Origin of the sequence: Novosphingobium sp. BW1 (assembly GCF_008107685.1) — a bacterium.
GTDB lineage: Bacteria > Pseudomonadota > Alphaproteobacteria > Sphingomonadales > Sphingomonadaceae > Novosphingobium.
The window spans coordinates 37,433-52,127 of sequence record NZ_VIRF01000090.1; the positions used below are offsets into that span (position 1 = coordinate 37,433).

Annotated in this window: 15 protein-coding genes; 8 read left to right on the forward strand and 7 right to left on the reverse strand. The window is 64.8% G+C overall.

Annotated elements, in window-relative coordinates:
- Positions 1–3 precede the first annotated feature (3 nt).
- From FMM79_RS17820 to FMM79_RS17835, 4 genes are all read left to right on the forward strand, one after another.
- Entirely contained in the window at positions 4–1,614 is a 1,611-nt protein-coding gene (locus FMM79_RS17820) for a GMC family oxidoreductase (protein ID WP_148628793.1), read from the forward strand.
- An 85-nt stretch (positions 1,615–1,699) separates the two neighbouring features.
- Positions 1,700–3,187, forward strand: coding sequence for a carotenoid oxygenase family protein (locus FMM79_RS17825; RefSeq protein ID WP_148628794.1), 1,488 nt, complete (start codon positions 1,700–1,702; stop codon positions 3,185–3,187).
- Positions 3,188–3,517: 330 nt separating this feature from the next.
- The gene (locus FMM79_RS17830; protein WP_148628795.1) at positions 3,518–5,902 is read left to right on the forward strand and encodes a TonB-dependent receptor; all 2,385 of its coding nucleotides are present in this window, start codon (positions 3,518–3,520) and stop codon (positions 5,900–5,902) included.
- Between the two features lie 49 nt (positions 5,903–5,951).
- The gene (locus FMM79_RS17835) at positions 5,952–6,368 is read left to right on the forward strand and encodes a hypothetical protein (protein ID WP_205466724.1); all 417 of its coding nucleotides are present in this window, start codon (positions 5,952–5,954) and stop codon (positions 6,366–6,368) included.
- Here the strand turns inward: FMM79_RS17835 and FMM79_RS17840 are convergent.
- From FMM79_RS17840 to FMM79_RS17850, 4 genes are read right to left on the reverse strand one after another with little or no spacing between them, the layout of a single operon-like run.
- Positions 6,308–7,603, reverse strand: coding sequence for an MFS transporter (locus FMM79_RS17840; RefSeq protein ID WP_148628796.1), 1,296 nt, complete (start codon positions 7,601–7,603; stop codon positions 6,308–6,310). The two genes, FMM79_RS17835 and FMM79_RS17840, sit on opposite strands and share 61 nt — an antisense overlap.
- Complete coding sequence (locus tag FMM79_RS17845) at positions 7,600–8,268, reverse strand: hypothetical protein (protein WP_240339292.1); 669 nt, start codon at positions 8,266–8,268, stop codon at positions 7,600–7,602. The genes FMM79_RS17840 and FMM79_RS17845 overlap by 4 nt, the downstream gene beginning before the upstream one ends.
- Positions 8,253–8,507 (reverse strand): hypothetical protein, encoded by a 255-nt coding sequence (locus tag FMM79_RS21985; RefSeq protein ID WP_240339293.1) that lies wholly within the window; start codon positions 8,505–8,507, stop codon positions 8,253–8,255. The genes FMM79_RS17845 and FMM79_RS21985 overlap by 16 nt, the downstream gene beginning before the upstream one ends.
- On the reverse strand, positions 8,504–9,121 hold the full coding sequence (locus tag FMM79_RS17850; RefSeq protein WP_148628797.1) for a nuclear transport factor 2 family protein: 618 nt from the start codon (positions 9,119–9,121) through the stop codon (positions 8,504–8,506). The genes FMM79_RS21985 and FMM79_RS17850 overlap by 4 nt, the downstream gene beginning before the upstream one ends.
- A 182-nt stretch (positions 9,122–9,303) precedes the next feature.
- Here FMM79_RS17850 and FMM79_RS17855 point away from each other — a divergent pair, with 182 nt between their 5' ends.
- From FMM79_RS17855 to FMM79_RS17870, 4 genes are all read left to right on the forward strand, one after another.
- Complete coding sequence (locus tag FMM79_RS17855; protein ID WP_148628798.1) at positions 9,304–10,776, forward strand: aldehyde dehydrogenase; 1,473 nt, start codon at positions 9,304–9,306, stop codon at positions 10,774–10,776.
- 17 nt (positions 10,777–10,793) lie between these two features.
- Positions 10,794–11,210 carry a nuclear transport factor 2 family protein gene (locus FMM79_RS17860; RefSeq protein ID WP_148628799.1) on the forward strand — a complete coding sequence of 139 codons (417 nt, stop codon included), beginning with the start codon at positions 10,794–10,796 and terminating at the stop codon, positions 11,208–11,210.
- Positions 11,211–11,365: 155 nt separating this feature from the next.
- Positions 11,366–12,133, forward strand: a complete 768-nt coding sequence (locus tag FMM79_RS17865; protein ID WP_148628800.1) for an SDR family NAD(P)-dependent oxidoreductase — start codon at positions 11,366–11,368, stop codon at positions 12,131–12,133.
- Positions 12,134–12,271: 138 nt separating this feature from the next.
- Positions 12,272–13,258, forward strand: a complete 987-nt coding sequence (locus tag FMM79_RS17870; protein ID WP_148628801.1) for a GGDEF domain-containing protein — start codon at positions 12,272–12,274, stop codon at positions 13,256–13,258.
- On the opposite strand, the gene FMM79_RS17875 is transcribed toward FMM79_RS17870, so the two are convergent.
- Genes FMM79_RS17875 through FMM79_RS17885 form a run of 3 tightly spaced genes read right to left on the reverse strand, consistent with a single transcriptional unit; the run spans position 13,224 to position 14,688 of the window.
- On the reverse strand, positions 13,224–13,730 hold the full coding sequence (locus FMM79_RS17875) for a nuclear transport factor 2 family protein (protein WP_148628802.1): 507 nt from the start codon (positions 13,728–13,730) through the stop codon (positions 13,224–13,226). The genes FMM79_RS17870 and FMM79_RS17875 overlap by 35 nt on opposite strands.
- A complete protein-coding gene (locus tag FMM79_RS17880; RefSeq protein WP_162528540.1) occupies positions 13,727–14,152 on the reverse strand; it encodes a nuclear transport factor 2 family protein in 426 nt (141 codons plus the stop codon). Before FMM79_RS17880 ends, FMM79_RS17875 begins: the two co-directional genes overlap by 4 nt.
- Before the next feature lie 8 nt (positions 14,153–14,160).
- A complete protein-coding gene (locus FMM79_RS17885; RefSeq protein WP_148628994.1) occupies positions 14,161–14,688 on the reverse strand; it encodes a DUF3237 domain-containing protein in 528 nt (175 codons plus the stop codon).
- Between the last annotated feature and the right edge of the window lie 7 nt (positions 14,689–14,695).

Sequence of the window (14,695 nt, forward strand, 5' to 3'; positions counted from 1 at the left end):
GCCATGGATACCCCTGACATCATTGTCATCGGCGGCGGTTCGGCCGGCGCGGCGATGGCCGGACGCCTTGCCGAAGGGGGCACCCGCGTGCGCCTCATCGAGGCTGGACGTTCCGACAAGACGCTGAAATCGCGCGTCCCAGCCCTCACCAGCTCGGTTGTTCAGAACCCGGACTACGACTGGTGCTACAAGGTCGAGCCTGACCCCTCGCTCGGGGGCCGCACCGATGTGTGGCCGGCAGGCAAGCTCCTGGGCGGGGGCAGTTCGCTCAACGGGATGATGTTCATCCGCGGGCACAAGTGGGACTACGACCACTGGTCCGAGCTTGGCGCGGCAGGCTGGGACTACCAGAGCGTGCTCCCCTACTTCCGCCGCATGGAGGACAACGAGCGCGGCCCCGACGCCTGGCGCGGGACGGGTGGGCCCATCGGTGTTTCCGAAGTCCGCTCGCGCTACGCCATCACCGACGACTGGATCGCAGCGGCCGAAGCTGCCGGGATCCCGCGCTCGGAGGATCTCAACGGCAAGAGCGCCGAAGGCGTCGACTACGTCCAGGTATCCCAGCGCGGCGGCCTGCGCTGCTCGACCGCGCGCGGCTACCTGGAGGGGCGCGATTACGACGGACGGCTCAAGGTGGAGCTGGAGTGCCAGGTCCTGCGCATCCTCGTCGAGGACGGGCGCGCCTGTGGCGTGGTCGTGCGGCAAGATGGCGAGGAACGCACCTGGCGCAGCACGCGCGGTGTGGTCCTGAGCGCCGGTTCGATGAACACGCCCCGCTTGCTCATGCTCTCGGGCATTGGCCCGGCCGAGCATCTGCAGGACATGGGCATCCCCCTCGTGCGCGACCTGCCCGGCGTCGGGCGCAACCTGCAGGACCATGTCGGGACGCACCTCGTCAACACGGTCTCGGGCACCACGCTCAACGCCGATGCGCAAGGGCTTCGCGGCGCGCTGCAATTGCTCAAGTTCGCCGCCTTTCGCACAGGCGCCCTGACCACCGGGATCGGCCACGCCCAGGCCTTCGTTCATGGGCGTCCGGGCCTGCCTGCGCCCAACCTGCAGATCTCTTTTGCCGCCTTCGCCTTCGATTTCGACGAGCAGGGCCGTCTCATGCTGCGCAAGGACGCGGCGGTCTCCACGCTGATCGGCCTCATGCGCCCCTCGGCGCGCGGGCGCATTACCCTGCGCTCGGCCGATCCGCTGGCGCCCCCGGTGATCACGCACCAGCAACTGGGCAGCGAGGACGACATCGAGCAGATCGTCGAGGGCATCGCGATTGCGCGCAAGATCATGGAAGCTGCGCCCATGGCCGCGCAGATCACCGGCGAGGTCCGCCCCGGCGCCGCGCTCGATGCGCCCGAGGCCCTGCGCGAATACGTCAAGCTCGCCTCGATCCCGCTCTACCATCCGGTCGGCACCGCGAAGATGGGCGCGGCCGAGGACCTCATGGCAGTGGTCGATTCCGACCTGGCCGTCCACGGCGTCGAAGGCCTGTGGGTCGCCGACGCTTCGATCTTCCCGAGCCTGCCTGCCGGCAACACCAACGCGACCGCGATCATGGTCGGCGACAAGGGCTCGGACCACGTACTCAAGGCCCTGCGCGCGAACCGCTGATGGAACGCGTGATACAACAAACCGGGGTCCCCGGGGAGACACCACCCAAAACAGGTTCTGGATACATTCTGGAGAGGACGTCACTGTGACACAGTTCCCGCAAACCATTCATTTCACCGGCACCAACACCCCCATCGGGGTTGAGTGGTCGGCCCGTAATCTCGATGTCATCGGCACCATTCCCGAAGAGATCGACGGCGCCTTCTTCCGCGCCGTGCCCGACCCGGCCATGGCTCCCATGTTCGAGGACGAGGTCGCGCTCTCGGCCGATGGCATGGTCGCCAAGTTCGACATTCGCGGCGGCACCGTCGATTACGCGATCAAGTATGTCGAGACCGAGCGCTACCTGCTCGAGAAGGAGGCGCGCACGGCGCTCTTCGGGCGCTACCGTAACCCCTACACCGACGATCCCAGCGTCGCGGGCAAGGACCGCACCGTCGCCAATACGACGCCTGTCTGGCACGGTGGACGCCTGCTCATGACCAAAGAGGACGGCTTGGGCTACGAGGTCGATCCCGAAACGCTCGAGACCATCGGCCGCTTCGATTACTATGGTGCGCTCAAGTCCGAGACCTTCACCGCCCACCCGCGCATCGATCCCGAGACGGGCGAGATGTTCTTCTTCGGTTACGAGGCTGGCGGCCTTGCCAGCCTCGATGTGGCCTATGGCATTGCCGACAAGGACGGCAACCTGATCTCGGAGCAGTGGTTCAAGCAGCCCTACTGCTCGACCATCCACGACTTCACGATCACCGAGAAGTACGCCGTCTTCCCGATCTTTCCGACCACCGCCGATCTCAACCGCCTGAAGGCCGGCGGTGCGCACTGGGCGCACCAGCAGGACCTGGAATCCTGGGTCGGGATCATGCCGCGCTACGGCAAGGTCGAAGACATGCGCTGGTTCAAGGGGCCCAAGGGTGTCTCGGCCTTCCACTTCCTCAACGCCTACGACGATGGCGACCTGGTCCATCTCGACGTGTGCCTGTCCGACACCTGCGCCTTTGGCTTCATGCGCGAGGCGGGCGGCGTCGAACGCGCCCAGCAGAGCATCCAGGGCGGCATGACCCGCTGGACCTTCGACATGTCCAAACCCGGCGAGGACTTTGAATCGCGCGTCATCGGCCCTCCGGGCGACATGCCGCGCATTCCCGATGCCAGCCAGGGCCGCATGTACCGCAAGGGCTGGTACCTCACCATCAACCCCGAAGGCGGCCCACCCGTCCCCGGCGGCCCGGTCGGGGTCTCGTTCAACATGCTGGTGCAGATCGAGCCGGGCAACGGCCGCATCGAGGCCATGCCGCTCGAACCGGGCATGGCCATCAACGAGCCGGTTCATGTTCCCTCGTCCGATCCGGACAAGGACGGCTGGCTGCTCATGGTGGTCGACCGCCAGACCGGGGAGAACAGCTTCGATTCCGAGCTCTGGGTAGTCGAGGCCGACGCCGTGGCCAAGGGACCCATCGCCCGCGTGCCAATGCCCCTGCCCATGCGCGCACAGGTCCACGGATGGTGGGTTTCGCGCGAACAGCTCGACAAGGCCAAGGCCCGCAAGGCGCAAGGCCTCGCCGCCTGATACGCACGCGCTGAGGCGCGATGTCGGGACGTCGTCCGGAAGGAGAGAGGAGGCATCTTTCGGACGACGAAATCGATTGACACCTTAATAACGATCGTTACTAATTTATCCAAGCTGGTAGTCCGGCTGACAGGGGCATTGCTGCCCGGGTCGGGCCTCCTTTTTGCGCAACAACGAAGTCACCAACGAAAGACCGTTGGGGCAGGGAGACAGGTGACCGCAAGGAACGCCCGGCAGGGCTTTTTGCGCCGTCACGAGGGGTGAGAAAGGACAGTTACAGTCCTCCATTCCGCCTGCCCGGCCACCCGCGGTCGAGGGAGAGGAAATTTCATGGCACGAGCCCCATTCACCTGTCGTCGCACGGCCAGCGCCGTGATTGCCCTTGCCACTGGCCTGACCTTGGGCCTTGGCAACGCCCATGCGCAAAACGGCGCGCAGGAGACAGGCGAAGTTCACGCCCCCGAGATCATCGTGACCGCACAATTTCGCGAGCAGCGCCTGCAGGACACCCCTATCGCGATCACCGCGACGAGCGGCGACGAACTGGCCGCCAAGAGCGTCGACAGCGTCACCGACCTCACGGCCATCGCCCCCAACGTGAACCTGTCCGAGGCGACCGGCCTCAATGGCAGCGCGGTCCAGGCCTACATCCGCGGCATCGGCCAGAACGATTCCAGCTTCGCGCTCGAACCGGGCGTGGGCATCTACATCGACGATGTCTACTACGGCACCACTTTCGGCGCGATCCTCGACCTCAACGACCTTGACCGCGTTGAAGTCCTGCGCGGGCCGCAGGGGACGCTATCGGGCAAGAACTCGATCGGCGGCTCGATCAAGCTGTTCAGCCGCAAGCCCGACGAGGTCAGCGACGGCTTCGTTGAGGCGACGACCGGCAGCTACGGCCGCATCGACTTGCGCGCCAGCGCCGGCTTCACCATCACCGAAGGCCTCTACGCCCGTATTTCAGGCGTTTCGAAACACACCGACGGCTTCTTCAAACTCTACGATTACGGCTGTCTCAACCCCGATTCCGGCATTGCCCCAACGGTTGGCGGCGGCGATTGCCAGACCGGCACCGAGGGCGGCGTCGATGTTCAGGGCGGACGCCTCGCGCTGCGCTATGCCCCTGCCGGATCGAGCCTCGAGATCAACCTCATCGGCGACTACGCGATGAACAAGTCCGAGCAGGTCGCGACCAAGCTGCTTTACGCCAATTCGGGCGACATCCGCTCCTACGACGCCGCCGACCCGATGGGCGGCGTGCCCTTCGACAGCCGCTTCCTGACAGGGCCCAAGTCCTACTCGAGCTACGCCAATTACGCCTCGGGCGGCAACTACACGACGATCTTCGGCACGCCCCTGCAGATCGCGCCCGGCACCTTCGACACCAGCCCGCAGAGCACGGCGAAGAGCTGGGGTGTGGCCGGCACGGTGGACTTCGAGCTGACCGACTTCCTCGCCGTCAAGTCGATCACCGCCTACCGTGAGGCAAGCGGCACGTCGGGCATCGATCTTGACGGCTCGCCGCTCTCGGTTCTCGTCCAGGAGTTCGACTACAAGCACGCCCAGTTTACGCAGGAACTGCGCCTGTCCGGGCAGGTCGGCACGTTCGCCGATTTCACCGTGGGTGGGTACTACTACGACGCGGACGACAACATCGCCGGACGCTCGATGATCCCGACCGCGATGTTCGACTTCCTTCAGGACGATCCGATCTCGAACCGCAGCGTCTCGGCCTTCGCGCACTCCGAATTCCACCTCACGCCCGATCTCAACGTGATTGCGGGGATCCGCTACACCGACGACAAGAAGACCTACCAGTTCACCCGCCGCAATCCGGACGGTTCGCTGCCCTCGGGTATTCCGCTGACGACCAACTTCCTGATTGCCGGGCTCGACGGCCAGGTCGGCACCTTCGAAGGATCGCGCACCGACTACCGCCTCGGTGTCAACTACCGCTTTGCCCCCGAGCTCATGGTCTATGCCCAGATCGCAACCGGCTATAAGGGCGGCGGCATCAACCCGCGTCCCTATACGCCCGACCAGATCGTGCCCTTCGATCCCGAAACGCTCACCACCTACGAAGCGGGCTTCAAGTCGGACCTGTTGAACAACCGCGTGCGCTTCAACGGCACGTTCTTCTTCAACCGCTACAAGGATCTCCAGATCAACCGCTACTTCTGCCCGGAAAGCGTGAGCCCGACCTGCTCGCAGCCGGCCAATGCGGGCGATGCGGATGTCTGGGGCCTGGAGGCCGAGCTCTTCGCCGAGCCCATCGACCACCTCACCATCGATGGCGCGATGGGTTATCTCAACTTTGACTACACCCGCGTCGATCCCACGACCTTCGTCGAAGAGGACATGGACGCCCCCTTCAACCCGAGCTGGCAGCTGAGCGCTGGCATGCAGTACAAGGCGGAGCTGGGCGACGGCATCGGCACGCTCACACCGCGCATCGACTGGACCTACCAGTCCTCGTTCTACTTCAACTCGGTCAACAACCCGGACAACCTGATCGGTTCGCGCAGCCTCTTCAACCTGCGCCTGACCTATGTTTCGGACGACGAGGACTGGCAGGTCAGCACCGGCATCACCAACCTGTTCGACAAGTTCTATTACACCGGCGTCAGCGAGAACGTGCAAAACTACGGCGTGAACACCGGTTCGGTCGGGCGTCCGCGCGAATGGTTCCTTTCGGTCCGCCGCTCTTTCTGAGCGCGGCCCCGACCGTTCAAGACGCGCCGAAAAAGGAGAGGATAAAGCGATGCGCGCGCTCTACCACGCCAGCCGCTGGATATTCGGATTATGGTACCTGTTCTCGGGGGTGGAGTACTTCACCCCCTTCGAACTCCAGCCGCTCGGCAATACGCCGCTCGGCCAGGAATTCACGCTGGCGCTTATCCACTCCGGGCTGTTCGCCTGGATCAAGGTGGCCGAGATCGCGATTGCCGTCCTCGTCCTCGCCAACCGCATGATGCCGCTCGTTGCGGCCGCAGCGGTGCCACTGACAGTGGTCATCGCCTACTGGAACTTCGCGCTGGAATGGGGCGTCGTCGAAGTCATCTTCGGCGCGCTGACGATCTTCTTCAATGCGGTCCTGCTCTGGCCCTACCGAGCCTATTACCGACCGATGCTCACCGCCTGGCGCGGGGACGGAGACTTCTCGCTCTCACTCGACTGAGCGGGAGGACGCGCTGCCCGTCGGACGACGGGCAGCAGTATCGTGAGGCCCAGACACAAGGCCACGGGCAGCGCGGCGAAAGCAAAGAATAACGCAACCCCTACATTGCCCTCGACGACCGCAGCGCCCAGCAAGGGGCCACCAATGGCGCCGATCCGGGCCACCGCAACGGCAAGACCAATCAAGCTGGAGAGCAGGCGCGCCGGGACGAGGCCCGAGGCCACCGCCAGGATCGCGACGTGCACGCCGGAGATGCCGCCTCCCGCAATCAGCAGAAGGATACCCCAGCCCAAGCGCGTGGGCGGTACGATACCGAAGGCAAGGAGCGCCAGAGCAATCGCGCCGTAACTTGTCGCCAACACCACCGTCACCCGCCCACCGTCGAGCATGCGGGCGAGCAGGAGCCCGATGACCATTCCTCCGAATTGGAGGAGCGAGACCGCATGGGCCGCCGTCTCCAGCGTGAAGCCGGCTTCCGGCAGGATCGTGGGCACCCAGGAATTGATGTAGTAGAGCGCCGCGGCGTTGACTCCATAAAGCACGCAGATGAGCGCGGTGGTGTAGAAGATGGGCCGTCGGAGCAGCTGCACAAGTGGCGCTCCTGAACCTGCCCTCTCCTCGACATCACCTGCGACCGCCGGGCATTCGGACAAGGCCATCCAGAGGAGGCCCAGCAGTAGCAAAGTCACCAGTCCCGGAAGGATGAAGATCGCCTGCCAGCCGAACGCGGCAACGAGCGGTGATACCACCAGTCCCGATCCGGCCGCGCCAAGTGGAATGGCCATCGAGACGATCGTCATCGTGCTCGCCCGCCGCCCGGGTAGCGCCAGTTCGGCGCTGAGCGCGGTGACGTTGGGCAGGCACGCGCCGAGGGCAAGACCGGTGAGGAGGCGCCAGGCGGTAAAGGCCTCGACACTCTGACCCGTGGCCGTGCCGAAGGTCGCCAAGGCCAGCACCGGCATCGCGATGAGGATCACACGGCGACGCCCGAAACGATCTCCCAGCGGCGCAAGCCCCACCGCGCCAAGGCCCAGGCCCAACAAAACGGCGGAGAGCGCGAGACCGAAGGTTTCGGGCGCATGGCCATAGGCCTGGACCAGATGCGGGACGGCGAGCGGCATCGCGGTCAGGTCATAGCCGTCAAGCAGCATGACCGCCCCGCACAGGATCAGTGATGTCCAGCGCGCGCGGCGGGAAAGCGCGGGCGCGTCATCCGGCAAGACAGCCGCGCTCATCGCCCCTGCCCCTGCCCCTGCGTGTCCCAAGGCGAGGGCATGTAGTAGGGCACGGTGATGAAATTCGCCTCGACCTGCCGGATCGCGCCCGCCTCGATCTTGAATACTTCGGAGAGATAGAACGTGGGTGGGCGGCGGATATGCGATTCCACTTCGGTCCCGTCGGTCAGGGTATAGCGCTCCAGCACGCCGCGATGGTCGATGAAGCCATGCGCCATGACCAGCCCGCGCTCCACATCGACAAGCGGGAAACGGCGCGCGCGCAGGCGATCATCGTAACGGTACCAGCCAAGGCGAAACTGCGCTTCGCAGCCAAGTTTCGCGATAGGCAGCATGAAGGCGGGATTGTTGGTCGTCTGCGTCCCGTTCTCTACCCGCTGGCAATCGGGGTGAAAGGCGGTGAAGAGCTGTCCGTCGTTCTGCTCAAGCGTCGCAAAATAGCCGTTGGCCAGGGTGAGTAGCCGTTCGCGGCTCACCCGCTCGGCCTCGGGCACGAATGCCTCCATGACCGGCTTGGCCTCGAACTTGGGATCTGGGAAATGCAAGGCTTCGTCGCGCTGGCGCACGACGATCAGTTCGGCCTCGCAGACCTCGCCCGCTGTGGTCACGCCAAGGCGCAGCGCGGCAGCCGATTCATCGCCGCTCTCGATCACCGTCGTGAACAAACCGATCTGCCCCGTCTCAGGATCGCAAAAACGAAAATCGTACGCCCCCGACCGGTTATCGTCGCCCACAGCCCATCGCCCGGAACCAGCGCGACGTTGTTCTCGGTGTGGAAGACATCGCGCGCGCCATCACCCGCCCATGCCACCTGCGCCGGATCATGCGCGTCTAGGGCAGACAGATACCGGTCGAGCACGGCGTAGAGCGCGGCACGATCAAGCCGTGGCGAAAGGCCGCTCACGCCCCCTTCTCCACCAGCGCATCGCCGTAATGAAAGGGTGGCACGAAAACCTCGGGAAACGCCTCGTATTCGACCGTAGGGGGAAGGTCCGGCTCGAGCCCGTCGATCTTGCGCAGAAGCGGGATGCCCCCCTCGTTCAGGCCCTTGTCGTACTCGCAATAGAAGGTGATGAAGCCATGGAGCGAGGCGATGTGCCAGGCTCCGTCCTCGCGCACGTACCTGTTTTCGTACGTCGCCTCCCCCCAGCGTGCGACCCCGCCCAGCCAGGCGATCTGGATGAAGGTGCGCCAGCGCGCCTTTGCCATATCTCCCTCGACATGGATCACGGGCTGGAGCTGCATGTGGTTGAACAATGCGCCGCGCTCGTAAGGCGGCAGGGCATGAAGATAGGCCCGCACCCGCTCACGCCCGACATAGACGCCGCGCCCTGCGATCTCGAGCGTACCCTCGCCAGCGAACAGGTCCGCGGCCTTGTCCCACAGCCCCTTGTCGACATAGTATCCATACATCGCCTGGAGATTGGCGATCTCGGTCCAGTCGCGCGCGGCACGTGCTTCTTCGCGCAGCTGCGCCACCTCGGCCCGCAACTGGGCAATTGCCGGATCCTGATCCATGCGGCCTCTCTCCTCTCCCGAGCCCTCCTCCCACGCCTGAAGATGCCAGATCGGCTTCCTCGAAACGCGTTTTGGGCGTTGCGCCCCATCGTAACGTTCGTTATTATTTTAGCAAGAGACGCGCACTCTCCGGCATCATCGCCGGATCGCAAGCCTTGCGCAAATGGAAGAGGACACCTGCAATGACTCCTGAAGGCGTGGATATCCGCAACCCCGAGAAACTCTACATCGGTGGCAGCTGGATCGAATCAACCGGTACCCAACGCTTCGAACTCGTCTCGCCCAACAGCGAGGAGGTGATCGGCGTGGTTGCCGACGCGACAAGTGCAGACATGGACAAGGCCGTTGCCGCCGCGCGCGAAGCTTTCGACACCGGCCCCTGGCCGCAGATGAGCCCGGCCGAACGCGGCGCCGCCGTCCTGCGCTGGGCCGAGGAACTGGAAAAGCGCGAAGCCGAACTGTGCGCCTGCTGGACCGCGCAGGTCGGCGGCCTTTCCAGCTTTGCCCCGCAGATGCACGGCGGCGCGACCGCGACAATCAAGTTTATCGCTTCGCTCGGCACGGACTTCGAGTTCGTCGTGCGCCGCCCCAGCCAGATGGTCGACACCGCGCTTGTCGCCTACGAGCCGGTCGGGGTTGCGGCCTGCATCGCGCCCTGGAATGCGCCTTACGGCATTCTCTCCAGCAAGGTCGCTTATGCGCTGGTTGCAGGCTGCACGGTCATCATGAAGCCCTCGCCCGAAACCCCGCTCGAAGCCTATATCATGGCCGAGGCGGCGGAAGCTGCGGGTATCCCGGCGGGCGTCGTCAACCTGGTGTGCGGCGGGCGCGACGCCTCCGACCACCTCGTCAACAACCCCGGCATCGACAAGGTCAGCTTCACCGGTTCCACCATCGCGGGCAAACGCATCGGCGAGGTCTGCGCGGGCCGCGTCGCGCGCTGCACGCTGGAACTGGGCGGCAAGTCGGCCGCTATCGTGCGCGACGATTTCCCGATCGAGGCTGCCGCCGCCATCCTGGGCAATACGATCACCGTGATGAGCGGGCAGGTCTGCGCCATGCTGAGCCGCGCAATCGTGACCAAATCGCGCCACGACGAACTGGCCGACGCCATCGCCAAGGTCATGCAGGGCGTGAAGATCGGGGCCAGCACGGCGCCCGACACGCAGCTTGGTCCTCTGGCCATGAAGCGCCAGCTCGAACGCGTCGAGGACTACATCGCCATCGGCAAGCAGGAAGGCGCAGACCTCGTTACGGGTGGTAACCGGCCCACCACGATGAACAAGGGCTACTTCCTCGAGCCCACCCTCTTTGCCAATGTCGACAACACCAGCCGTATAGCACAGGAAGAGATCTTCGGCCCGGTCCTGAGTCTCATCCCGGCCGAGGACGAAGAGGACGCGATCCGCATTGCCAACGAAAGCGCCTTCGGCCTCAACGGCTCTGTCCTGACCAATGACCACGAAGCGGCCTACCGCATCGGGCGCAAGGTGCGCGCGGGCGGGTTCGGCCAGAACGGCATGCGCCTCGAATTCGGCCTGCCCTTCGGTGGCTTCAAGCAGTCGGGCATCGGCCGCGAGGGCGGCTCGGAAGGTCTCTACTCCTTCCTCGAGAGCAAGACGATGCTGCTCGACGGCATGCCCTCGCAGCTGTGAGCGCTTTGGCCGCGCCGATGCCGTTGTGCGAAGCGGACTACCTTCGTTACGTGGAGGCCTTCAACGCGCGCGATTACGCCGCGTTGGAGACCTTCTTCACCAACGACTTCGTGCTGGAAAACGCAGGTTTTGCGGTGCGCGGCAAGCCCGCGTTCCGCGAATTCTACGGCTTCTTCCACGAATACTGCCGCGAAACCGTGGACTTTCGCGGATTCTATCCCGGCGCCGAAGGCTTCGTCGGCCATGTCCTCATCACCTTCGAGGGGCTGAAGGACCTCACCAAGGAGGTACTGGACGCGCGTGGATTGTCCGGCATGGCGCGCGTACCGAAAGGGGCGCAGGTCGAGGTCGAATTCCTCATCCTCTACAAGGTGAACGCCGCTGGCCTCATCCACCGCATCAAGGGCGCTGTCTGGGAGCCGGAACGCCCCTGAACCGATACGGGCGCCCCTCGCCGGCGCCTTGCAGGGCTGGCGCTCCATGACCACATCACGCCGCGACAGGCTCGATCCAAGAGCTTGGCGCGGCTTTGTTTTCCCGCATAATAGGGCCGTCACGACCACCCTCAAGAGCGGGAAAGGAGCGGGACATGGCCCGCATTTTCGTCACCGGATCAACGCAAGGCGTCGGCCGCAATGCCATCCAGACCCTGATCGGCAACGGACACGATGTCATCCTCCACGCCCGCTCCAGGGAGCGCATCAACGCTTTCGGCGCGCTAGCCAACGCCCATACGGTCCTGACCGGCGATCTTGCCAGCCTTGAGGAGGTTCGTGCACTTGCCCGGGCGCTCAACGAAACGGGCCCTGTGGACGCGATCATTCACAACGGCGGGATCATCGACACGACCCGCGAGGGCATCTTGCGTGTCCTGATGGTGAACGCGATTGCCCCTTACATGCTCAGCCTCCTGGCCGAGGGCCCTGCGCGCCTGATCTTCACCGGCAGCTCGATGCACTATGGCCACGAGGAAGCGCCCGAAGGCATAGACTGGCGCGAACGCCGCTGGTCGGGCGCGCGCGCCTATGATGAGAGCAAGATGCTGCTGACCGCCATGGCCAATGGCCTTGCGCGCTACCTTCCCGACACCCTGTGCCACACTGTCGATCCGGGATGGGTGCCGACCCGCATGGGCGGCGAATCGGCCAGCGATCCCCTCGACGAGGCACACCTCACGCAGTGCTGGCTCGCGACCTGTTCGAAAGACGAGGCTGGAGCGGGCGGGGGCTATTGGCACCATATGGAGCGCCGCGAACCCGATCCCAAAACACAGGACACGAAGGTCCAGGACGCCGTTCTCATGCGCTTTGCCGCACTATCGGGCGTCCCCATGCCCGCCGCTGCGTCGCGCCTTTGACAGCCCCCTTTTCTAGTTAACGCGAGACGCTTATAGTGCTGACCTAGATACTTCGCAAAGCTCCGATCTTAGTCCGTTCTTAAGTATTCTAGGATACTTAACACCTCTCCACCACTCCCACGGGTATCCGACCTCCCATTGGCCCAGTCTGTCCCTCCCTTTTCCATCTCGCGGGCCGCCTTCGAGGCGATCACCCGCAGGGTTTCATGCACGTCCGAGGCCGACGCGCAGAGTGACGGCACGCCAGTGGCGATCGGAGCCTTTTCGTGCGATCTGGGCGATCAGAGCCTGCGCTGGAACGAGGCGACTTTCGAGCTTTTCGGGTTCGCCCCCGGCGAGAAAGTCGACCGGCACGTGGTGCTCGACATGTATGCCCCCGAATCGCGCCGCCTCCTCGAGGCCCGGCGCGCGCAGGCCATCGAAGTTCTCGGGGCCTTCTCACTGGAGGCGCAGATACATACCGCCGAGGGCGAGGAGCGCTGGCTGCGCATCCATGCCCATGTCGAGTCGCGCAATGGCCAGGCCTTGCGGCTGCACGGCACCAAGCAGGACATCACCCAGGAGCGCATCCATCTGCGCAAGCTGGAAGAACTCGCCTTCACCGATCCGGTCTCTGGGCTGGGTAACCGCGCGCTGTTCCACGCCGCCTTTCTTCATGCGCCCCACACGCCCTCCTCGCCGGCCTCAGGCGAGATGGCCTCGGCCGGTGCAGTGGTACTGTTCGACTTCGACCACTTCAAGGCCGTCAACGACGCCTTCGGCCACATCGCAGGTGATGCCTGCCTCGCCCGCTTTGGCGCACAGCTGCGCGCCTCCTTTCCCGAGGCCCTACTGCTCACCCGCATAGGGGGCGATGAGTTCGCCATGGTGCTTGCGCAGGACCAGGACGAGGACCAATTGCGGCAGCGCCTGAACGCTGCCCTGCACACGCTCGCCACACCGTTCGACTGGGAAGGAACGTCCCTCTCGATCCGTGCCACGTTCGGTCTCGCCATGCCCCGGGCCTGCGAGCCGTGCTCTCCGATCGAACTCTTCCGCCGGGCCGATGCCGACCTTTACCGCTCGAAGGAGCTGCGCGCGCCGCGCGCGGCTAGTCCAGACGCTGCGTATTGGGATCGGTCCTGAGCATCGCCGCGCTCTTTATTGCCGGATCCCAGTGCTCGGCTATCCGGCCATCCTCGATACGAAACAAGTCGAACCAGCTGGTGTGGTAGGTCTCTCCGTCCTCGCCCGTTTCGGTGCGCACGAAAGCCATCGCCACCATTTCCCGCTCCGCCACGATGGAAACCAGCGGGAGTTCGATGGTGGGCCGGACCTCGCGCGCAGGGCGGGAGCTGCGGATGAAGCTTTCCAGCGCCTCGCGCCCGCTGACAACGTTGGGATTGTGTTGGATATAGCCCTCGGCAATGAAATCGTGCGCGCGGTCGGCATGGCCGCCCTGCAGGACGATGCGGTACATGTCGTAGCAGAGCCGCTTGTTCGCCGCGAGAACGGGATCCGCGCTGGCAAGCAGCTGTGCATGGTCGGCTGCCACCATCGGCGGGGTCTGCCCCTCGGGGACGGTCGCGCCGGGAACAAGCTGCGTGGGCATGTTCATGGGCGCTCTCCCGGCTGTTCCTCGGACCAGGAGCGCGCCCACTTGCGGGTGTCGTCCCAGTGTTCGACGATCAGACCATCTTCCAGCCGGTACATGTCGAAAGCATGCCCGGGATAGGTCTCCCCTGGCCGTGCGGGATCGGGCTGGTCCTGCCGCCAGATCACCACGACCGTGTCGTCCTGCGCCACCGTGCGCACCAGGTGCTTGCTTGCCGGCGGCACGAAGCCCCGAGGGGGATTACGGATAAGGTCGGTAAGATGCAGCAATTGCTCGCGCCCCGATGGCAGGTTCACGGCATGCTGCACGTAGTCGGGATGGATATAGCGCAGCACGGCCTCGCGGCTTCCCTCGCAAATCACCCCCTGCCACATGTCGAGGACAATGCGCGCATTGCGCTGCTGGAGCGTCCCAGGGTCGGCCATAATGTGCCTCAGATCAGCGCGTAGTAGCGTAGCAGATTGCCGTCCGACCGGCGCTCGCCCACGCCGATGAAGACATGCTTGGTCAGCCAGTCGTGCTTGCCCACGGGACATTCGAAACTGGGGTTGCCACGCAGGTAATATTCCTGCTGCTCGACCGGTTTGCCCCCCTTGAAGGCCCAGTCGCGCAGACGCTCCATCGTGCCGGGCTTGCGCCCCCACAAGAACCCCCGGTTGTTGAGCAGGATCAGCGTGCCATCGTCCTCCTCCAGCATATAGCGCGCGTCGAACACGGCCACGTCGTCCGGCCGGAAGGTCGCGTAGTCGCCGCCTGACCCCGGCACCGCCTGGCCTTTCAGGTGCGGACCCTCGAACGTCCCACCATCGACGTAGACCGCGCTGCGGTTGCCGCCCATCGGGGTGTTGGCGATCATCTGCACGCGCGGGAAAGTCAGACGCACTTCCATCGCAAATTCGAGGCGCGGGTTGTCGAGCGTCGAGAAAGGCCCGGCAAAGGGCGTGGTGTCGTTGTGGGTCATGCCATCC